This window comes from Citrobacter sp. RHB35-C17 (assembly GCF_013816795.1).
GTDB classification, from domain to species: domain Bacteria; phylum Pseudomonadota; class Gammaproteobacteria; order Enterobacterales; family Enterobacteriaceae; genus Citrobacter_A; species Citrobacter_A amalonaticus.
The window spans coordinates 3,891,661-3,912,818 of record NZ_CP057150.1 but is presented as its reverse complement, the minus strand read 5'-3'; the positions used below and the strand labels follow the sequence as shown (position 1 = coordinate 3,912,818).

Genomic DNA, 21,158 nt, shown 5'->3' with positions numbered 1-21,158 from the left:
TGCGTCATCTCAAATTAATACAAACTGATTTGAGTCTAACAAAGGGAAGGTAAATGTCACGATATAACAAAATAGCGAAACGGTAATTTGTTACCGCCAAAAAACAGTCTGTTTTTTTACGCTATTTTTTTCGCCAGCTTTCGGCCAAGGGATTCGAGAATATAAATAACGGGAATTTGCGTGGTGATATCGTACACGCCAGCAATGCGGGTTTGCGGCACATGCCAGGAGAGATTAAAGTCCGCCAGTTTGGCGAGGCGCGAGTGTTCATGGCTGGTAATCGAAAGCACTTTGCAGTTATGCAGGCTGAACTGGCTGGCAAAGCGCAGGATCTCTTCGGTTTCGCCAGAGACCGATAACACAATCGCCAGCGCATTACGTGCCATATCGTTCGTCACCGGGAAATAAGGATCATCAATGTGGTTGCTGAATTTCCCGACGTTTGAGAAAAAACGCGCGCCATATTTCGCCAGGGCACCTGAGGTTCCGGCACCGACAAATATAATGCGCTCGGACGATAAAATAATCTCTACAGCCTGATCGAGTAATTGATCAAATTCATCGTTATTTACGCCTTTAAAGAAACTGATAATTTCGCTGGCGCCAAAATTAGCCTGTTGCGGTTCGTTCTGCTCTAAATATAATTTAAAGCGTACGCGAAATTCAGAGTAGCCTTCACAATTAAACTTGCGACAGAAACGCAACACGGTGGTGGTCGATACTCCCGCCGCTTCAGCCAGCTCCCGAATGGTCATGTACATGACTTTGTCACGGTTCTTGATGACATAGTTGTAGACCAACATCTCAATGTTGTTGAGACTGGCGATGGCAGCGTGGGAGAACATACTCACTATGGCAATACTCACTCATCAGATTTTACCTAAAGGGAATAATAACATGCAGCCAAATGACATCACTTTTTTTCAGCGTTTCCAGGACGACATTCTGGCAGGGCGTAAAACGATCACTATTCGTGATGAGTCAGAATCTCACTTCAGGACCGGTGACATTCTGCGGGTAGGGCGTTTCGAGGACGATGGCTATTTTTGCACAATTGAGGTGCTGGGAACGTCAACCGTCACGCTCGACACGTTGACGGAAAAACATGCACAACAGGAAAACATGACGCTGGAGGAACTGAAGCGGGTGATTGGCGAGATTTACCCGAATCAGTCACAGTTTTATGTGATTGATTTTAAATGCCTTTGAATTAAATGAACAACTGTTAGTTTAAAAGTGCGTTTCAACATTTTGATTTATAACGATTAGTTTTAAAATGATATTTATTTTAGCTAACAGGTGTTCACTGGAACCATTCTCAGTTACGCTAGAGGCGCAATCACGAACAAGTTCGTTTCTCCGGAGTAAGTTATGGTCCAGAAGCCATTAATCGCGCAAGGATATTCACTGGCAGAGGAAATCGCCAACAGCATCAGTCATGGCATTGGGCTGGTGTTTGGTATCGTCGGTCTGGTGTTGTTGCTGGTGCAGGCGGTGGACATGAATGCCAGTGCGACAGCGATTACCAGTTACAGCCTGTACGGCGGCAGCATGATTTTGCTGTTTCTGGCATCGACCCTGTATCACGCGATACCACATCAGCGGGCGAAGATCTGGCTGAAAAAATTCGACCACTGTGCGATTTACCTGCTCATTGCCGGGACCTATACGCCGTTTCTGCTGGTTGGGCTAAATTCACCGCTGGCGCGTGGGCTAATGATCGTTATCTGGAGTCTGGCGCTGCTCGGCATTTTATTCAAACTGACGATAGCCCACCGGTTTAAAGTGCTGTCGCTGGTGACCTATCTGACGATGGGGTGGCTGTCACTGATTGTGGTGTATCAACTGGCGATCAAACTGGCGGCGGGCGGCGTAACGCTACTGGCCGTAGGCGGCGTGGTCTATTCGCTGGGAGTGATTTTCTACGTCAGTAAGCGTATTCCCTACAACCATGCTATCTGGCACGGGTTTGTGCTGGGCGGCAGCGTATGCCACTTTCTGGCCATCTATTTGTACGTAGGACAGGCGTGATGTGATGCTTTACCGTCTTATCCGGACTACGACTTTTCCCCGTAGACCGGATAAGCGAAGCGCCATCAAGTGCTGATGAATTACTCTTCCAGTGAATAGGGCAGCGGTTCGATGTGCAATGTGTTGGCATCGTCGCGCACGCGGAATACGTTGTCGGCCTCCATATCGTTGTTCATCACCACCTGTACCCGTAGCTGACCGTCATCCAGTTGCACTGCCGCGAGGACGGTGCCAGTACGACGCCAGTTCTCACCCATTTTCATTTCAAGATCGTCACCCGCTTCCGGTACACGACTGGCCTTACCCGCCAGAGACCATAACGCGCGTTTGTTCGCCCCGCGGAATTTCGCTCGCGCCACCATCTCCTGACCGGTATAGCAGCCTTTCTTAAAGCTGATACCGCCCAGCGCCTGGAGGTTAGTCGCCTGCGGAATAAACTGCGCGCTGTTCGCGGAATCAATCACCGGCAGACCGGCCTCAATATCCAGCGCCAGCCACTGCTGACTGTTATTCAGTTCGGCTTCACCACGCAGTTTTTCGGTTACAGTTTCTGCGGTTGTGACATCGGTAACCAACAGAAAGCGTTCTACCGGATGTTCAAACCACAGCAGGGTTGTCGCTCCTTCACGCGTGACAGGCTTTCCGCTGTCGGGCAGTTCGCTGAACAGATTCACCAGTGCGGCACGCGCCTGGAAACCCGCCACACCCAGCAGTATGCGTTCGTCGTCTGGGGCAATCGTCACTTTCGAGAACACAGCGTATTTTTTCAGTTCGCCCACCTGCGCATCACGCAGACTACGGCGTTCAATCCAGGCAAAACCGTCGCCGTCGCGGAACAGCCGCAGGTTGCTCCACATTTTTCCTTTAGCGTCGCAGTGGGCGGCCAGGACGTGTTGGTGTTCAGTCAGTTGACTCACGTCAGCTGTCACCTGACCCTGGATATACTTCTCGCTGTCAGCCCCGGTAATCGTGGCCAGCGCCCAGTCATCTAACGTCATCAGCGTCAAGGGCAAACGCGCTGAAGCTGAGGGTTGACGAGGTGGAAATGGAGTAAATGCCATAAAAATGTCCTGATTTGCTTAACGCAGTGATAATGACTAATGGTAAAAGAGCTATGGCCCAATGCAAGCGCTTTGATAGTCCCATTTGTGCCTTATCTTACAGATTGCGAGGCGGCATCCAGAAAACATGAACCCATTGACTTATTGGGGATTTAATTAGCGATCGCGCTTGTGGTTACGGATATTCCCGCAAAACAGGATGAAAAACACGTTACAATAGCCGGGTAGTTCATTTGAGTGAGACAGGAAGAAGAACATGGATATTAACAATAAAGCACGTATTCACTGGGCATGCCGACGCGGTATGCGTGAACTCGATATTTCCATCATGCCGTTTTTCGAACATGAATACGACACGTTGAGTGATGATGAAAAACGTATTTTTATCCGCCTGCTGGAGTGTGATGACCCGGATTTATTCAACTGGTTGATGAATCACGGTAAACCGGCAGATGCTGAACTGGAGCAGATGGTACGACTCATCCAGACACGGAATCGGGATCGTGGTCCTGTGGCAATCTGATCTCCGCGTCTCATGGCGCGCACAGTGGCTATCACTCCTTCTGCATGGGCTGGTGGCCGCGGCTATTCTATTAATGCCATGGCCGCTGAGCTACACGCCGCTGTGGTTGATACTGCTTTCGCTGGTGGTATTTGACTGTGTCCGCAGCCAGCGGCGAATTAACGCCCGTCAGGGAGAGGTCAAACTTCTGATGGATGGACGACTCCGCTGGCAGGGGCAGGACTGGCTTATCGTCAGTGCACCGTGGATGATCAAAACCGGCATGATGCTGCGCTTGCGCTCAGAAACCGGTAAACGCCAGCATTTGTGGCTCGCGGCTGACAGTATGGATAAGGCGGAATGGCGGGATTTACGCCGCCTGATGATGCAACCGTCGACGCAAGGGTAGCGCCGACGAATGCCTGATGGCGGGCAGCTTTAAGGTCTACTATGCGGTGTGTCATGTAGGCCGGATAAGGCGTTCACGCCATCATCCGGCAAAACGGTTATCAGGAATAGTGCTCGGCCATTTCACCGAGAATCTGCTCGCACCACGCCTGAATACGCTCATCGCTGAGATCGTATTGATTGGTTTCATCCAGTGCGAGACCGACGAACAACTGCCCATCGGCAATGACCGGTTTAGGGCTGGTGAACTCGTAGCCTTCGGTAGGCCAGTAACCGACGAATTTGACGCCTTTGGTCGACAGTTTGTCATACAACATGCCCAACGCGTCAAGGAACCACTCGCCGTAGCCTAACTGGTCGCCCATACCGTAAAGCGCGACAATTTTGCCTTCGAGGTTGAGTTCGTCCAGTTGATCCCAGACGGCTTCCCAGTCCTCCTGAATTTCACCGAAATCCCAGGTGGGAATGCCTAAGATCAGCACATCGTACTGCTCCATCAGGGCCGGGGCATCATCTTTCAGATTATGCAGCGTCACCAGTTCCGGGCCGATGATGTCACGAATTTTCTCCGCAGCCATCTCGGTGTAGCAGGTGCTGGAACCGTAAAAAAGACCAATATTCATCGCGTAAACGTCTCAATACTTGCTATGACTTTGCGCGTAGTGTACCAGAAACCCGTATCATTGAGTCATAATGGCAGACTGCAGAATCAAAGGAGCAGATGTGGAACAGGATCTTGCGCGCATCGAACAATTCCTTGATGCGCTCTGGCTGGAGAAAAATCTGGCGGAAAATACGCTGAGCGCCTATCGCCGCGATCTGACCATGCTGGTGGAGTGGCTCGCGCACCGTCAGGTGTCGCTGGAAACCGCGCAAAGTGATGATCTGCAGGCCTTGCTGGCCGAGCGGATGGACGGTGGGTATAAAGCTACCAGTACCGCACGACTGCTGAGCGCGGTGCGGCGGCTATTCCAGCATCTTTACCGCGAGAAAATTCGCACCGACGATCCAAGCGCGACGCTGGCATCGCCCAAGCTCCCGCAGCGTCTGCCGAAGGATCTCAGTGAAGCGCAAGTAGAACGGTTATTACAAGCTCCCGTGGTTGACCAACCGCTGGAGTTACGCGATAAAGCCATGCTTGAGATTTTATATGCCACCGGACTGCGCGTGTCTGAACTGGTCGGACTGACGATGAGCGATGTCAGCTTGCGTCAGGGCGTAGTGCGGGTGATTGGTAAAGGCAATAAAGAGCGTCTCGTGCCATTGGGCGAAGAGGCGGTGTACTGGCTGGAGACGTATCTGGAACATGGGCGTCCGTGGCTGCTGAACGGCGTGTCGATTGACGTGCTGTTTCCCAGCCAGCGCGCGCAGCAGATGACGCGCCAGACCTTCTGGCACCGCATTAAGCACTATGCCGTCTTAGCGGGAATCGACAGTGAAAAGCTGTCGCCGCACGTTTTACGCCACGCATTTGCCACGCATTTGCTCAATCATGGCGCCGATTTACGCGTGGTGCAGATGTTGCTGGGTCACAGCGATCTCTCCACCACGCAGATTTATACTCATGTTGCGACAGCGCGCCTGCGTCAACTTCATCAACAGCATCACCCAAGAGCGTGAATGCTGAGCGAACAGGAAAGGTTATGAAAAAAGGTTTAATGCTGTTTACCCTGCTGACCACTGCGTTTTCCGGCCTGGCACACGCCGACGACGCCGCGATCCGTCAGTCTCTGACGAAACTGGGCGTGCAGAGCACGGATATTCAACCCGCCCCGGTTGCCGGGATGAAAACGGTGCTGACCAACAGCGGCGTGCTGTATGTGACAGAAGACGGTAAACACATCATTCAGGGGCCAATGTACGATGTCAGCGGCGCGACGCCAGTCAACGTGACCAACCAGCTGCTGATGAAGCATCTGAACGCGCTGGAAAACGAAATGATCGTCTATAAGGCGCCGCAGGAAAAACACGTCATTACCGTCTTTACCGATATCACCTGCGGCTACTGCCACAAGCTGCATGAAGAGATGAAGGACTACAATGCGCTGGGCATTACCGTGCGCTACCTCGCCTTCCCGCGTCAGGGACTGGAAAGCCAGGCTGAGCAGGATATGAAGTCCATCTGGTGCGCGCAAGACAAAGCCAAAGCGTTTGACGACGCGATGGCAGGCAAAGGCGTGAAAGCGGCGACCTGTGAGGTGAACATCGCGGATCACTATGCGCTGGGCGTGCAGTTTGGCGTAAGCGGTACACCGGCGATTGTGCTGAGCAACGGCTATGTCGTGCCTGGCTATCAGGGACCGAAAGAGATGAAAGCGTTTCTTGACGAGCACCAAAAACAGACCAGTGGTAAGTAATTCGCGTGAAACAACAGATACAACTTCGTCGGCGGGAAGTCGATGAGTCGGTAGAACTGCCTGCCGACCTTTCGCCGCTGCTACGTCGCCTGTATGCCAGCCGTGGCGTACGCAGTGCTCAGGATCTTGAGCGCAGCGTCAAAGGCATGCTGCCATGGCAGCAACTGAGCGGCGTCGAAAAAGCGGTCGAAATTCTCTATAACGCCTTTCGCGAGGGGACGCGCATCATTGTTGTCGGCGATTTCGATGCGGATGGGGCGACCAGTACCGCCCTGAGCGTGCTGGGTATGCGCGCTCTGGGCTGCGATAACATCAGCTACCTCGTGCCAAACCGCTTTGAGGATGGTTACGGCTTAAGTCCGGAAGTGGTCGATCAGGCCCATGCGCGTGGCGCGCAGCTGATCGTCACCGTCGATAACGGTATCTCTTCCCATGCCGGTGTGGATCACGCCAGGGCGCTGGGGATCCCGGTCGTGGTCACCGATCACCACCTGCCGGGCGAGACGCTGCCCGCCGCCGAAGCCATCATCAACCCGAATCTGCCCGATTGTGATTTCCCCTCGAAATCGCTGGCCGGTGTGGGCGTGGCGTTTTACCTGATGCTCGCCCTGCGTACCTTCCTGCGCGACAAAGGCTGGTTTGACGAACGCGGCATTGCGCCGCCAAACCTGGCGGATCTGCTCGATCTGGTCGCGCTGGGCACTGTGGCGGACGTGGTGCCGCTGGATGCCAACAACCGAATCCTCACCTGGCAGGGCTTAAGCCGCATTCGTGCCGGGAAATGCCGTCCGGGGATCAAAGCGTTGCTGGAAGTGTCCAACCGTGATACGCAAAAACTCGCCGCCAGCGATTTAGGGTTTGCGCTTGGCCCGCGTCTGAATGCGGCGGGTCGGCTGGATGATATGTCCGTCGGCGTGGCGCTGCTGTTGTGCGATAACATTGGCGAAGCGCGGGTACTGGCTAACGAACTGGATGCGTTAAACCAGACCCGTAAAGAGATTGAACAGGGAATGCAGGCGGAAGCGCTGACCCTGTGCGAGAAGCTGGAACGCAGTCGCGAAACGCTGCCCGGAGGTCTGGCGATGTATCATCCTGAGTGGCATCAGGGGGTGGTCGGGATCCTCGCCTCGCGCATTAAAGAGCGTTTTCACCGCCCGGTGATCGCTTTCGCACCGGCTGGCGATGGCACGCTAAAAGGCTCCGGACGTTCCATTCAGGGACTGCACATGCGTGATGCGCTGGAGCGGCTGGATACGTTGCATCCGGGGTTGATGATTAAATTCGGCGGCCATGCGATGGCGGCGGGACTGTCGCTGGAAGAGGCAAAATTCGACCTGTTCCAGCAGCGTTTTGGCGAGCTGGTCACGGAATGGCTGGATCCCTCGCTGTTACAGGGGGAAGTGGTCTCTGACGGCCCGCTCAGCGCCGCGGAGATGACGATGGAGGTCGCGCAACTGCTGCGTGATGCCGGTCCGTGGGGGCAAATGTTCCCGGAACCGCTGTTTGACGGGCGTTTTCGCCTGCTTCAGCAGCGTCTGGTTGGCGAGCGACATTTGAAAGTGATGGTCGAACCCGTTGGCGGAGGACCGCTGTTAGACGGCATCGCCTTTAACGTCGACACTGCCTGCTGGCCGGATAACGGCGTGCGCGAAGTCGAGCTGGCCTACAAACTGGATATTAACGAATTTCGCGGCAACCGCAGTTTGCAGATCATCATCGATAATATCTGGCCCGTGTAATCTGACCAATTTCCCGTCACTATTCTCTATAAATAAGCGCGTGGATTGGGTACAATCCCGCTCTTATCACCGCATTTTGACAAGTCCAATAAAAGAAATCAGACCATGTTTGAAATTAATCCGGTAAAAAACCGCATTCAGGACCTCACGGAGCGCTCTGACGTTCTTAGGGGGTATCTTTGACTATGATGCCAAGAAAGAGCGTCTGGAAGAAGTAAACGCCGAGCTGGAACAGCCTGACGTCTGGAACGAACCCGAACGCGCACAGGCGCTGGGTAAGGAACGTTCCTCGCTTGAAGCGATTGTCGACACCCTCGACCAAATGTCTCAGGGTCTGGAAGATGTTTCCGGCCTGCTGGATCTGGCTGTAGAAGCCGACGACGAAGAAACCTTTAACGAAGCCGTTGCTGAACTCGATACGCTTGACGAAAAACTAGCGCAACTGGAGTTCCGCCGTATGTTCTCCGGCGAATATGACAGCGCCGATTGCTACCTCGATATCCAGGCCGGTTCCGGCGGTACTGAAGCGCAGGACTGGGCAAGCATGCTGGAGCGTATGTATTTGCGCTGGGCAGAAGCACGCGGCTTCAAGACCGAAATTATTGAAGAGTCAGAAGGGGAAGTGGCCGGGATCAAGTCCGTGACCATTAAGATTTCTGGCGAATATGCCTACGGCTGGCTGCGTACGGAAACCGGCGTTCACCGTCTGGTGCGTAAGAGCCCGTTCGACTCCGGTGGTCGTCGCCATACCTCGTTTAGCTCCGCGTTCGTTTACCCGGAAGTGGATGACGATATTGATATCGAAATCAACCCGGCGGACCTGCGAATTGACGTGTATCGCGCATCCGGCGCGGGCGGTCAGCACGTTAACCGTACGGAATCCGCGGTGCGTATTACCCACATCCCGACCGGGATTGTGACGCAGTGTCAGAACGATCGCTCCCAGCACAAGAACAAAGACCAGGCCATGAAGCAGATGAAAGCGAAGCTTTATGAACTGGAAATGCAGAAGAAAAACGCTGAGAAGCAGGCGATGGAAGACACTAAATCCGACATCGGCTGGGGAAGCCAGATCCGTTCTTACGTCCTTGATGACTCCCGCATTAAAGACTTGCGTACCGGGGTTGAAACCCGCAACACGCAGGCGGTGCTGGATGGCAGCCTGGATCAATTTATCGAAGCAAGTTTGAAAGCAGGGTTATGAGGAACCAACATGTCTGAACAACACGCACAGGGCGCTGACGCGGTAGCCGATCTTAATAACGAACTGAAAACGCGTCGTGAGAAACTGGCTGGCCTGCGTGAGCAGGGTATCGCCTTCCCGAACGATTTCCGTCGCGATCACACCTCAGACCAACTGCATACTGACTTCGATGCGAAAGAGAACGAAGAGCTGGAAGCGCTGAACATCGAGGTGTCCGTTGCAGGCCGCATGATGACCCGTCGTATCATGGGGAAAGCGTCCTTTGTGACGTTGCAGGACGTGGGTGGCCGCATTCAGCTGTACGTTGCCCGTGACGATCTGCCGGAAGGTGTTTACAACGAGCAGTTCAAAAAATGGGATCTCGGCGACATCCTCGGCGCCAAAGGAAAGCTGTTCAAAACCAAAACCGGCGAACTGTCTATCCATTGCACCGAATTGCGTCTGTTGACCAAAGCGCTGCGTCCGCTGCCGGATAAATTCCACGGTTTGCAGGATCAGGAAGCGCGTTATCGTCAGCGCTATCTGGATCTCATCTCTAACGATGAATCCCGCAACACCTTTAAAGTGCGTTCTCAGATCCTGGCAGGCATCCGCCAGTTCATGGTCGGTCGCGGCTTTATGGAAGTTGAGACCCCGATGATGCAGGTGATCCCAGGCGGCGCGTCTGCGCGTCCGTTTATCACCCATCACAATGCGCTGGATCTGGACATGTACCTGCGTATTGCGCCGGAACTGTACCTGAAGCGTCTGGTGGTTGGCGGCTTCGAGCGCGTATTCGAAATCAACCGTAACTTCCGTAACGAAGGGATCTCCGTGCGTCATAACCCAGAGTTCACCATGATGGAACTCTACATGGCCTATGCGGATTATAAAGATCTGATCGAACTGACCGAGTCTCTGTTCCGTACGCTGGCGCAGGACGTGTTGGGTAAAACGGAAGTGCCTTACGGCGATGAAGTGTTCGACTTCGGCAAACCGTTCGAAAAACTGACTATGCGCGAGGCTATCAAGAAATACCGTCCGGAAACGGAAATGGCTGAACTGGATAACTTCGACTCCGCCAAAGCGATTGCTGAATCTCTCGGTATCAAGGTCGAGAAGAGCTGGGGTCTGGGCCGTATCGTGACGGAAATTTTCGAAGAAGTGGCCGAAGCGCATCTGATTCAGCCGACGTTCATCACCGAATACCCGGCAGAAGTGTCTCCGCTGGCGCGTCGTAATGACGAGAACCCGGAAATCACCGATCGCTTTGAGTTCTTCATCGGCGGTCGTGAGATCGGTAACGGCTTTAGCGAGCTGAACGATGCGGAAGATCAGGCGCAGCGCTTCCAGGATCAGGTTGACGCGAAAGCGGCGGGCGACGACGAAGCGATGTTCTTCGACGAAGACTACGTTACCGCGCTGGAGCATGGTCTGCCGCCGACCGCGGGTCTGGGTATTGGTATCGACCGTATGGTGATGCTGTTCACCAACAGCCACACCATCCGCGACGTGATCCTGTTCCCGGCGATGCGTCCGGTCAAATAAGCTTCACGGCGACGGCTAATAAAAAAATCCCCGGCTGACATGCCGGGGTTTTTTATTGCTGACGGCTAAAGTTAAGGAGTGACGCTCGCGCCGTATCGTTTGACGCCTGCATCACCATCCACGGACTGAAAGCCCACGGCGTCGCGTCAATTCCGCGTAAAACCGCCTCCAGATCGCTCCACTGATAATCCATCACCTCATCGCGATTGACCTGCAGTTCACTGGTCACCCGTGCTGCATAGACCGGGCAGACCTCATTCTCGACGATCCCACTGGGATCGGTCGCGCGATAGCGAAATGTCAGGTAGACGGGAGTCAGACTGGCAATCTCTACGCCCAGCTCATAACGACAGCGGCGGATAACAGCCTCTTCGTGACTTTCACCTTGTTGAGGGTGGCCGCAGACCGAGTTAGTCCAGACGCCTGGCCACGCTTTTTTTTCCAGCGAACGGCGAGTCACCAACAGCTGTCCCTCTGTATTGAACAGCCAGGAGGAGAAGGCGAGATGCAATGGTGTGTTAACGGTGTGGGCGGTATATTTTTCCAGCGTGCCGGAAGGGGTGTCCTGTGCATCCAGTAAAATGACGTGTTCCTGTCGCATAATGTCTCACTGTCAATCTCAAGCGCACACCAGTATATGAGATCTCACGATGAAATGATTAACGCCGGGAGCGTTTAACACAGGAATGTGACATCCGCATCTTGCGGTACGGATGTCGGGAGCGGGGCGTGATTTTAGAAAAACAGCAGCATAAACCGGAAGCGACTTTCGATACCCAGCGCAATGCCGTCAGAAATGGCGGGTATCGACATCAGCATGAGCAACAGCAAGGTAATCAGGCAGCGCCAAAAGAGATTCATACTATTCATCCTGCTGATTTTTTTTCAACTTGCGCATCAGTAACCACATTCGAACCGTTCTGACCTTCAGGTTTTTATCCGAGACGGATTCCTGCACCAGCCCGGTATGGTGGTGGTAGCCATTGAAAAACAGATTCAGTACGACAGCGCTGAAGGTGGCAAGCATAATTCCGCTGTGCAGTAACGGCTGGAGAACGGCAGGCAGGCGAGAGAAAAAGTCATGCGATAACGTCGGCGTCATGCCGACGCCCAGGCTGATGGCCACAATGTAGAGGTTGTAACGGTTCGTGGTGTAATTGCAGCGCGAGAGAATGCGGATCCCGGTTGCCAGTACCATACCAAACATCACCAGACCCGCGCCGCCGAGGACGAACTGCGGAATGGAGGCGACCAGAACCGCCATTTTCGGCACCATGCCAAACAAAATTAAGATGACGCCGGAAGCGATGCAGACCCATCGACTGTGCACGCGCGTGACGCTGACCAGGCCAACGTTTTGGGAAAATGAAGTGTGGGGAAAGCTGTTAAACAGTCCGCCAATCATTGTCCCGACGCCATCCACGCGCAGGCCGCGAATGATATCCTGCGATGAGAGTTTGCGACCGACGATTTCGCCGAGCGCCAGGAACATCCCCATCGATTCAATAAACACAATGATTAACACAGCCGTCATGGTCAGAATCGACACCGGATCAAAGACAGGGGTGCCGAAGGCCATCGGTGTGACAATCGCGAACCACGAGGCATCGTGCAGGCCTGACAAATTCACTTCATTCATCATCCATGACAACGCAAAGCCAAAGATGATCCCCAGCAGGACCGCGACGTTGGACATGAAGCCTTTGGCAAATCGGGTGATTAATAAAATAAAGATTAAGACCGCAAATGAAATCCCTAAATAGACCGGATTCCCATACTCAGGATTACCTTTTCCGCCAGCAGCCCAGTCAACGCCCACCTGAATAATGCTCAGACCAATCGAGGTGATCACCACGCCCGTTACCAGCGGTGGAAATAAGGGCATCAGGCGACCGACAAGCGGCGCTAAGAGTGTGGTGATCGCGCCAGCGGCAATGGTTGAGCCAAAAATGCCCAACAGACCGATATCCGGATTGATGCCAATCGCAATCATCGGCGTCACCGCGGCAAACGTCACCGACATAATCACGGGCAGGCGAATCCCCATAAAGCGACCGATGCCAATACATTGCAGCAGGGTCACGATCCCGCAGCAGAAGAGATCCGAGCTGATTAACAGCGCAATAGCTTCTTTGCTGAGGCCGAGTCTGTCGCCAATCATCAGCGGTACAGCGACCGCGCCCGCGTACATGACCAGCACATGTTGCAGACCGAGGACGACCAGCTTGCCAGGCGATAATATACGGTCGACCTCATCGGTGGCGCGGCCCTGCCCCGACGGTGAGGGAAGTTGGGAATCTATGGCGCTCATGCGTTTTCTCCTGAATGGCGAGGCCGATAGAACAGCTCCGCGCGCGTTGGCGCGGAGCCTCGCTTAAATAGCCCATCCGCCGGCGTAAAACGCCACCAGCGCGACGGTAATGATGACGGTACCGATGTTCAGCTTCTGCCATTCCCGGGCAAAAACGCGACCGACAACCAGCGTCACGAAACCGAGCATAATGCCGGTGACGATATTGCAGGTCAGGACGATAAAGACCGCGCAGACCAGACCGGCCATCGCATCGATGAAGTCATTGAAATCCAGTTTTGAGACATTACTGAGCATCAGTAAGCCGACGTACATCAGCGCAGGCGCCGTCGCATAGCCGGGTATCAGGTAAGAGAGAGGCGATAAGAACAGGATAAGCAAGAACAAACAGCCGACGATGGCGGCGGTCAGTCCTGTTTTTCCACCGGCGGCGGTTCCCGCAGCGGATTCAATATAGACGGCGGCCGGCGCTGCGCCCACCAGACCGGAGAATACGGAGCTGATGGAGTCGCTGGTCAACGCTTTACCGCCGTTGATGATTTGGTTGTCTTTATCCAGCAGATTCGCTTGTCCGGCGACGGCGCGAATGGTGCCGGTGGCATCAAATACCGCCGTCATCACCAGCGCCAGTACGCTGGGCAGCACCGCAGGCTGTAAGGCGCCCATGATATCAAGACTGAAAATCAGAGACTTACCGTCTTCACCGCTCAGGCTGGGCATGGCGACCAGGCCGTGATATTTAACGGCAGGGTCAAATATCAATCCGATAATCGAGATGGCGATAATCACCAGCAGGATCCCGCCAGGGACGCGGCATTTCTCCAGCCCGAAGATGACCGCCAAACCCAGCAGACTCATCAGAACCGGAAAAGAGGTAAATGCGCCGAGTGCCACCGGAAGCCCTTCCAACGGGTTTTTAATCACCATACCGACGCCGTTCGCCGCGATCAGCAACAGGAACAACCCGATGCCAATCCCTGTGCCATGCGCGATACCCATGGGTAAGTTTCGTAAGATCCAGGTCCGGACGCCGGTGACCGAGATAGCGGTAAAAATGACCCCCATCAGGAAAACCGCGCCGAGGGCGACAGGAATCGAAATGTGTTGTCCCAGCACCAGGCTGAATGCGGTGAAGGCGGTCAGCGAAATAGCACAGCCAATCGCCATCGGCAGGTTGGCCCACAGGCCCATCAACAGCGAGCCGAAGCCTGCGACGAGGCAGGTGGCGACAAAGACGGCGGCGGGTGGGAATCCCGCTTTCCCCAGCATTCCGGGCACGACTATGACCGAATAGACCATCGCCAGAAAGGTGGTCAACCCGGCCAGTATTTCCTGACGCACGGTACTGCCACGCGCCGTAATCTTGAAGTAATTATCCAGCGCGCTGCGTGGTTTCGACGCGCCGGGGGTTTGCAGAATATCTCCAGACATAATGATGTCCTCAGCAGGATGTTAGCGTTCTGTCAGGTCCGTTCGTACACCAGACGTCCGTCGACGTAAGTGCGGTAAATTGAGCGATCGTCGCCCAGCGTCATCATCACGAACAATTTGTCGACCAGGGATGTTGAGTTGTCATAGCGCAGTTGTTGCAGCGGCGTCGCTGTCGGTTCCAGCACCACAAAGTCCGCCTCTTTGCCCGGCATAAAGTTACCAATCAGATCGTCGAGGCCCAGCGCTTTCGCGCCGCCGAGCGTCGCCAGGTAAAAGGCTTCGTATGCCGAGAGTCGGTACCCCTGTAGTTGCACCACTTTGTAGGCTTCGTTCAGCGTTTGCAGCATGTTGAAGGTGGTACCGGCGCCGATATCGGTTCCCATACCGACGTTGATCTTCTTCCTCCAGGCTTTTTGCAGATTGAACAAACCGCTGCCGAGGTAGAGGTTTGAGGTCGGACAAAAGGCGATGCTGGAGTGGGTTTCGCTCAGGCGATCCCACTCTTTCTCTTCCAGATGGACACAGTGGGCGAAGACGCAATTTTTGCCGGTCAGCCCGTACTGGTGGTACACATCCAGATAGCCGTCATGTTCAGGATAGAGTTCTTTAACCCAGGAAATTTCGTCTTTGTTTTCACAGAGATGGGTATGTACCCAGGTGTCGGGATATTCTTCCCGCAGACGCTGCGCCATCGCCATCTGTTGCGGTGACGAGGTCGGGGCAAAGCGCGGCGTGATGGCATACAGCAGGCGGCCATTTTTATGCCACCGCTCAATCAACGCCTTACTTTGCAGGTAGCTGCTCTCGGCGTCGTCCAGAAGGTAATCCGGCGCGTTACGATCCATCATCACTTTGCCGGCGATCATGCGCATATTGATATGGCTGGCGGCTTCAAATAGCGCATCCACGGACTGTGGATGCACCGTGCCAAAAACCAACGCGCTGGTGGTGCCGTTACGCAACAGTTGCTTGATGAAAAAAGCTGACATCTCGCGTGCGTATTCCAGATCCTCATAGCGTCTTTCGGTCGGGAAGGTGTGCTTATTCAGCCATTCCAGCAGCTGTTCGCCATAGGCACCGACCATTTCGCTCTGGGGGTAATGGATATGCGTATCAACGAATCCCGGCACGACCAGTTTTCCGCGATAGTCACGGACACGGATGGCGTCAGGGATCCGCTGTTTTCCTGCTTCCCACTCACCAAACCATTCGACTTTTCCCTGGCGAATCAGCAGCAATCCGTCTTCCAAAAATCGCAGCGCTGAGGCGATCTCTTCCGGGTTTTCAACGGTGCGGATGACATCAATAAAGCTGCCGCGTACCGCTTTCAACGTGTGTTCTCCAGACATCGTAAACTCCTTTACCGTTAATCCGTTTCCTCCGGGGAGACGATGCCCGGCAGCACTTCTTCAGGCCGGTAGCCTCCTGGGAGAATGATATTCAGTAGAATGGCGGTCAGACCGCCCGCGCAGATGGGGTTTTCCACCAACACATAAATTGAGGCCGGCAGGATTTTGAATATTTCCGGGTCATAGGAGACGCCCAGCCCCAGTCCCAACGAGGTGGCAACAATCAGCGTTTCACGGCGCTTAAGCCCGTTCGTGATGATGATGCGGATCCCGGCGATTGCGATCATCGAGAACATTAGCGTCATCGCGCCCCCCAGCACCGCCGAAGGAATAGTGGTAAAGAAGCCGCCAATCATGGGAAACAGTCCAAGCAGCACCAGCATGACGGCGATGGTACGGCCGATATAGCGAGAGGCGACGCCGGTCATCTGGATAACGCCGTTGTTTTGCGCAAAGGTCGTCAATGGCAGTGAACCTACCGCAGAGGCAATAACGGAGACCAGCCCATCGGCCAGCACGCCGCCCTTCAGGCGTGACTGGTATTCATCTCCCTGAATGGGGCGTCTGGACACCATCGCGGTCGCGGTAATGTCGCCGACGGCTTCCAGCACGCTGAGCAGATAAATGGTCCCCACCACCAGAAAGTGATGAAAGTTGAACTGGAAACCGTACTTAAAAGGGGTCGGGATGGTGACCCACGGCAGATTGCGCATACTGCTGAAATCCACCATGCCCAGGCACAGAGAGACGATATAACCCACGCACAGCCCGATCGCGATACCGCCCATTCTCAGTAACGGACTGCGGCAGCAGTTAAAACCGATCACCACGATCAGCACCAGCAACCCGACGCCGATATTCTCGTAATTTCCGTAGGTGCCGCTGCTTTTCGCCGCAAAGCCGCCGCCAAAATCGATAATCCCGACTTTAATCAGGCTCAGGCCAATCATCAGCACCACAATGCCGCTGACGGTCGGCGTGATGACCCTGCGTAAGTAAGGCAAAATGAAAGACGAGCCCACCACCAGAAATGCCCCGACAAATGAAACGCCGAGCAGCGATGACATGATCAACTCTTCGTGGAATCCATCGTTTTTCATCCCGCTGCCCAGTGCAATCATCACCGTAACAAACGAAAAGTTGACCGACTGAATCGAGAGTAAGCCGGAACCGACCATGCCATAGCGATTGACCTGCAGCCAGGTGCCGATGCCAGATGCAATCATCGCCATTGAGACCAGATAGGCGGTGGTTTCCGTTGAGAGCTGTAGCGCGGTGCCAACAATTAATGCGGGCGTGACCATGGGGACAAAGATGGCCAGCAGGTGGGTGATCGCGCCGATAATAGACTGATGAAAGGGAGGGCGATCCTCCAGTTCGTAAATCAGATCTGAGCCTGCACGTGATATATCAGACATCCCTTCACTCCTTAATAAGTAAATTTGATCATCTGAATCAGCAGAATTAAATTCTGCGAATTTGAGGCGCAGGTTGCCCTGAGAACGGCTTATCTCATTTCCGCAGACGGCATTTAATCGTTATTGAGTCATGTGAGCGGGCCGCCTGAGCGGCCCACGTTGTTACATTTTTTCCAGCGCGGTCAGTATTTTCTCCGGTGTGAAATGCCATTCGCGTAACCATACGCCACAGGCATCATGAATAGCGGTGGCAATGGCCGGTGCCGCGCCGTTAACGCCAATTTCTGAGATCGATTTGGCACCAAAGGGGCCAACCTTATCGTCGCTTGGCACCAGAACGGCACGAAAATCCCGAGGGATGTCGCCAATTTTTGGCGCACCGTAACTGCGCAGATCGCGGGTCAGCGGATGGCCTTCGGCATCATAGAGGATCTCTTCGCTCAGACTATGGCCAATGGCCCGCATTGACGCCCCGTAGATTTGCCCGAGTGCGAGTTCCGGGTTGACCGGTGTGCCACAGTCCAGCAGTGCGTAGAACTTGTCGAGACGGATTTCGCCGGTTCGGGTATTCACCGCGACTTCGGCGAAGTTCGCCCCATACGGAAATGCGAAGTCTGCGGTGATGTAACTGGCCGTGGCGACCAGCGTGCCAAAACCAGTTCCCGTCTCCGCTTTGTGCGCGATCTCAACGTAACTCACTTCGCCCTGCTTGCCGCGTACAACGCCAGGTGCTACCAGTTGAACGTCAGCAACGGGTTCACCCAGCATCTGCGCCCCATGAAAGAGGATTTTCTCACGCAGGTTTTCTGCTGCCTTACGCGCCGCGTTCCCCGAGAAGCAGGTGCCGGATGAGGCGTAAGCGCCTTTGTCGAAGAGTGCATGGTCAGTATCGCCGGAAATGACATGCACTTCCTCTGGCGCACAGTGCAGCACTTCCGCCGTCAGTTTAGTGACAACCGTATCCAGCCCGGTGCCAATATCTGCGCCGCCGGAGTGGACGATGAAAGTGCCATCGGACTCCAGTTTGATCATGCAGTTCGCCTGATCGATGTCCGGGATCCCTGATTTCTGCATAATAATGGCGACCCCGCGACCGGTACGCCAGTCACCGTTCTGTGGTTTGGGCGACGACCAGTCGATCATCTTCCGTCCCTGACGCAGGATCGCTTCCAGTGCGCAACTGGCGGCGGAAGGAACGGAGGTTGGCGCTTTCCCTTCACCGATCGCGCCGAGAATTTTCAGTTCCTGTCCCTCGTGAACCCGATTGCGCTCGATGATCTCCAGTTGATCAATGTGCAGTTGTTCGGCAAGTTCGGCTAACGCCATCGTCATCGCAAAGGTGCCTTTCGGCGCGCCATAGCCCTGATACGCCCCCGTCGGACAGATATTGCTGTAGTAGGTGGTGACCTGGAAATCGACGTTGTCGCAGGGGTACAGCGGTAACGAGAGCGCCGGGCCGTTGCTCGGCACGGTCAACGAATGGTTGCCATATGGGCCAGTATTGGCGCGGAAGTCCATTTTGACCGCCGTCAGGCGACCATCTTTCTTCGCGCCAAGTTTGACCGTGACTTTTGCAACGTGACGGGAGGTATTGGCAATAAACTCCTCTTCACGGGTATAGCGGAAATAGACCGGGCGTCCGGTCACGCAGGTCGCCCATGCGCAGACTTCTTCCAGCAGGATGTCCTGTTTAGAACCAAAGCCGCCGCCGACGCGTTCCTTAATGACGTGGACTTTGTGCTGCTTCATGCCAACGAGACGGGCAACCTGGCGGCGAAGGTGCCACGGTACCTGAGTTGAGGCGTGAATGATCAGGCGATCGCCGTCCATGCGCGTAAAACAGATGTGAGGCTCTGCCGGACACTGCTGCGCCTGTGTGGAGTGATAAGTGCGCTCGATGATCACATCCGCTTCGGCAAACCCTTTCTCCATATCGCCGATATGACCATGAATGCTGGCGGCGATATTTTTCCGCGGGCGTGAACCAATCGGGAAGTTGATGACCATGTGCTCGCCACGTTGGGCGGCATGGCGGTTATCTTCTTCCAGTGTCTGTGGCGCGCCTGCGACGTACACCACCGGTTCATCGTGTACGACGGGTGCATCGTCTGCCATGGCTTCGTCTATCGACAATACCGGCTTAAGAACATCATATTTCACATCAATGAGTTCGAGCGCAGCCAGCGCAATCTCTTCGCTCTCTGCAACCACGGCGGCAACACGATCGCCGACATGGCGCATTTTTTTGCCGAACATGCGGCGGTCAAGCGGGGAGGGTTCCGGCGCGCTCTGCCCGCCGGGCGTATAATAGATGTCCGGGCAGTTGCGGTGGGTGATCACGTGAACCACGCCAGGCAATGCTTCGGCTTTGCTGACGTCGAGATGAGTGATCAACGCATGGGCGTGCGGACTGCGCAGCATTTTAATTACGCAGGCGTCTGGGGTGATACGGTCTTCCACATAGCAGGGTTTGGCCTGGACCATTTTGGCCGCATCGGTTTTTGGCCAGGGTTTACCAATCACCGCGAGATCGTCGCGGAAAGTGGGGGCGACAGTCATACGGGCTTGCGGATCGTTTTTACGCGCCACCGCCAGTTCGATCACCTGATAATATTGCTGCCAGCCCGCATCACGACTGAACAGGCCGGACAACGCATCGTCAATCTCTTCACGGGTAGGATTCGCGATTCGTTCCAGCAGATCGGTGATGATCAATGCGGCCGCCGGATCGTTATAACCGGACTGCACGACGCCGACATCCACCATCGCCTGTTGTACCAGGCTCAACGCATTCCATTGACCGAGTGATTCGCTGGTGCGGATCTCCGCGTGATCCAACTGCGCGGCAATCAGTAATGAGGCATTGACGATGCGACCGTTGTAGAGAATCGCGTCCGAACCGGCGAAACCGAATCCGTCGTCACTGTTGCGCACGGAGTGCATGCCGAGGCTAAACAGCAGCTTCTGTACGTTTTCGCCCGGGTTAATCTTCATTTCACGGGCCATGCCGTTCAATGTGAAGTGAATCATCATACAACGTCCTCCCCGGCCATCAGACAGTCGGCATACAGATCGGCGACAACCACGCCGGTGATATAGCGCTTATAGGCCGCGCTGCCCCGAATATCATCCTGTGGGAACAGGGCGTTTGCGACCGCCTGTTCCAGTTCCGTACCTTCTCGCGTTTGTGTTTCCACGTCACGCAGGCGCAGTGCTTTGTCCGCCACGCCGTCCAGCGCGATGCACATGCCACCGTGTTCAGTCAACGCGACCGCCGCTGTCACGACGGTTAATCCGGCCTGTGAACGGCTCACTTTGCGCGTGGCGCAAGGGCGGAAGGGATCTTTAATGATAATTTCGGTGAGCAGGCGATCGCGTGGATCGACGAGATAGCTTTCCAGCGACAGAGTTTCGCCATCACCACACACCAACTGGGCGTCCAGCGCCAGCAGGACGGGGAGTAACACGGACTCTTGCTGTTGCGCGGCAATCTCGCCGCCGAGGGTCGACTGGTTGCGAAGATGGCGGGAGTAGATAAAGCCTATCGCCTCACGCAGTGCCGCCGGGAGATAGCGGGCGTCATGCAACGGTTGCAGGCGAGTCATCGCCCCGATACGCAATGCGCCATTGTCCCAGTCGATCCACTCCAGTTCCAGATCCTGCAATGAAATGGCAATCCGCTTATCGGTACGCGTTGGCGTGGCGTTAAGTTTGCTGCCCCCGGCAAACCAGACGGCGTCCTCCTGATAGCGGCGCTTGAGTTCCAGCGCCTGGTCAACGGAGTCGGGCCTGAAAAATTGTTCAATCATCATCATTCCTC

General features: G+C 54.8%; 20 protein-coding genes. 9 read left to right on the top strand and 11 right to left on the bottom strand.

Features of this window, described 5'->3' with window-relative positions; all coding sequences use genetic code 11:
- Positions 1 to 116 precede the first annotated feature (116 nt).
- Positions 117 to 845: a MurR/RpiR family transcriptional regulator gene (locus tag HVZ37_RS18640; RefSeq protein ID WP_109739479.1), complete on the bottom strand. Its 729-nt coding sequence runs from the start codon at positions 843 to 845 to the stop codon at positions 117 to 119.
- 52 nt (positions 846 to 897) lie between these two features.
- Between HVZ37_RS18640 and yqfB the strand changes: the two genes are divergently transcribed.
- On the top strand, positions 898 to 1,209 hold the full coding sequence (gene yqfB, locus HVZ37_RS18635) for a N(4)-acetylcytidine aminohydrolase (protein WP_042999362.1): 312 nt from the start codon (positions 898 to 900) through the stop codon (positions 1,207 to 1,209).
- 162 nt (positions 1,210 to 1,371) lie between these two features.
- Positions 1,372 to 2,031, top strand: coding sequence for a hemolysin III family protein (locus tag HVZ37_RS18630; protein WP_044264418.1), 660 nt, complete (start codon positions 1,372 to 1,374; stop codon positions 2,029 to 2,031).
- A gap of 80 nt (positions 2,032 to 2,111) precedes the next feature.
- Here the strand turns inward: HVZ37_RS18630 and ygfZ are convergent, their stop codons facing one another.
- On the bottom strand, positions 2,112 to 3,092 hold the full coding sequence (ygfZ, locus tag HVZ37_RS18625; protein ID WP_181627868.1) for a tRNA-modifying protein YgfZ: 981 nt from the start codon (positions 3,090 to 3,092) through the stop codon (positions 2,112 to 2,114).
- Between the two features lie 256 nt (positions 3,093 to 3,348).
- Here ygfZ and sdhE point away from each other — a divergent pair, with 256 nt between their 5' ends.
- Entirely contained in the window at positions 3,349 to 3,615 is a 267-nt protein-coding gene (sdhE, locus tag HVZ37_RS18620; RefSeq protein WP_042322123.1) for an FAD assembly factor SdhE, read from the top strand.
- Positions 3,596 to 4,003 carry a protein YgfX gene (locus HVZ37_RS18615; protein WP_044254016.1) on the top strand — a complete coding sequence of 136 codons (408 nt, stop codon included), beginning with the start codon at positions 3,596 to 3,598 and terminating at the stop codon, positions 4,001 to 4,003. The genes sdhE and HVZ37_RS18615 overlap by 20 nt, the downstream gene beginning before the upstream one ends.
- A 100-nt stretch (positions 4,004 to 4,103) precedes the next feature.
- Here HVZ37_RS18615 and fldB read toward each other — a convergent pair whose 3' ends face one another.
- Positions 4,104 to 4,625 (bottom strand): flavodoxin FldB, encoded by a 522-nt coding sequence (gene fldB / locus HVZ37_RS18610; RefSeq protein WP_181627867.1) that lies wholly within the window; start codon positions 4,623 to 4,625, stop codon positions 4,104 to 4,106.
- Between the two features lie 100 nt (positions 4,626 to 4,725).
- On the opposite strand from fldB, the gene xerD reads away from it, so the two are divergent.
- From xerD to lysS, 5 genes are all read left to right on the top strand, one after another.
- Positions 4,726 to 5,622, top strand: coding sequence for a site-specific tyrosine recombinase XerD (gene xerD, locus HVZ37_RS18605; RefSeq protein WP_042999367.1), 897 nt, complete (start codon positions 4,726 to 4,728; stop codon positions 5,620 to 5,622).
- 23 nt (positions 5,623 to 5,645) lie between these two features.
- Complete coding sequence (gene dsbC / locus HVZ37_RS18600) at positions 5,646 to 6,359, top strand: bifunctional protein-disulfide isomerase/oxidoreductase DsbC (RefSeq protein ID WP_054176762.1); 714 nt, start codon at positions 5,646 to 5,648, stop codon at positions 6,357 to 6,359.
- A 5-nt stretch (positions 6,360 to 6,364) separates the two neighbouring features.
- On the top strand, positions 6,365 to 8,098 hold the full coding sequence (gene recJ / locus HVZ37_RS18595) for a single-stranded-DNA-specific exonuclease RecJ (RefSeq protein WP_181627866.1): 1,734 nt from the start codon (positions 6,365 to 6,367) through the stop codon (positions 8,096 to 8,098).
- Positions 8,099 to 8,203: 105 nt separating this feature from the next.
- A protein-coding gene (gene prfB / locus HVZ37_RS18590; protein WP_099433741.1) for a peptide chain release factor 2 occupies positions 8,204 to 9,302 on the top strand; the annotation gives its coding sequence in 2 pieces (ribosomal slippage) (positions 8,204 to 8,278 and positions 8,280 to 9,302; 1,098 coding nt in all).
- Between the two features lie 9 nt (positions 9,303 to 9,311).
- Positions 9,312 to 10,829, top strand: coding sequence for a lysine--tRNA ligase (gene lysS, locus HVZ37_RS18585; protein WP_044254020.1), 1,518 nt, complete (start codon positions 9,312 to 9,314; stop codon positions 10,827 to 10,829).
- Between the two features lie 52 nt (positions 10,830 to 10,881).
- Here lysS and idi read toward each other — a convergent pair whose 3' ends face one another.
- The 8 genes from idi to ygfM all read right to left on the bottom strand — a co-directional run bounded on the left by idi (position 10,882) and on the right by ygfM (position 21,147).
- Positions 10,882 to 11,430, bottom strand: a complete 549-nt coding sequence (gene idi / locus HVZ37_RS18580; RefSeq protein WP_042999371.1) for an isopentenyl-diphosphate Delta-isomerase — start codon at positions 11,428 to 11,430, stop codon at positions 10,882 to 10,884.
- Between the two features lie 134 nt (positions 11,431 to 11,564).
- The gene (locus tag HVZ37_RS23185; RefSeq protein WP_099433739.1) at positions 11,565 to 11,690 is read right to left on the bottom strand and encodes a hypothetical protein; all 126 of its coding nucleotides are present in this window, start codon (positions 11,688 to 11,690) and stop codon (positions 11,565 to 11,567) included.
- Position 11,691: 1 nt separating this feature from the next.
- The gene (locus HVZ37_RS18575; RefSeq protein WP_044327227.1) at positions 11,692 to 13,140 is read right to left on the bottom strand and encodes a nucleobase:cation symporter-2 family protein; all 1,449 of its coding nucleotides are present in this window, start codon (positions 13,138 to 13,140) and stop codon (positions 11,692 to 11,694) included.
- A 63-nt stretch (positions 13,141 to 13,203) separates the two neighbouring features.
- The gene (gene ghxQ / locus HVZ37_RS18570; protein WP_042999373.1) at positions 13,204 to 14,571 is read right to left on the bottom strand and encodes a guanine/hypoxanthine transporter GhxQ; all 1,368 of its coding nucleotides are present in this window, start codon (positions 14,569 to 14,571) and stop codon (positions 13,204 to 13,206) included.
- A 32-nt stretch (positions 14,572 to 14,603) separates the two neighbouring features.
- Complete coding sequence (gene guaD / locus HVZ37_RS18565; RefSeq protein ID WP_181627865.1) at positions 14,604 to 15,920, bottom strand: guanine deaminase; 1,317 nt, start codon at positions 15,918 to 15,920, stop codon at positions 14,604 to 14,606.
- A gap of 17 nt (positions 15,921 to 15,937) precedes the next feature.
- Complete coding sequence (locus tag HVZ37_RS18560) at positions 15,938 to 17,338, bottom strand: NCS2 family protein (protein ID WP_042999375.1); 1,401 nt, start codon at positions 17,336 to 17,338, stop codon at positions 15,938 to 15,940.
- A 162-nt stretch (positions 17,339 to 17,500) separates the two neighbouring features.
- On the bottom strand, positions 17,501 to 20,371 hold the full coding sequence (locus tag HVZ37_RS18555; protein WP_181627864.1) for a molybdopterin-dependent oxidoreductase Mo/Fe-S-binding subunit: 2,871 nt from the start codon (positions 20,369 to 20,371) through the stop codon (positions 17,501 to 17,503).
- Positions 20,368 to 21,147: a molybdopterin-dependent oxidoreductase FAD-binding subunit gene (ygfM, locus tag HVZ37_RS18550; RefSeq protein ID WP_181628496.1), complete on the bottom strand. Its 780-nt coding sequence runs from the start codon at positions 21,145 to 21,147 to the stop codon at positions 20,368 to 20,370. Before ygfM ends, HVZ37_RS18555 begins: the two co-directional genes overlap by 4 nt.
- Between the last annotated feature and the right edge of the window lie 11 nt (positions 21,148 to 21,158).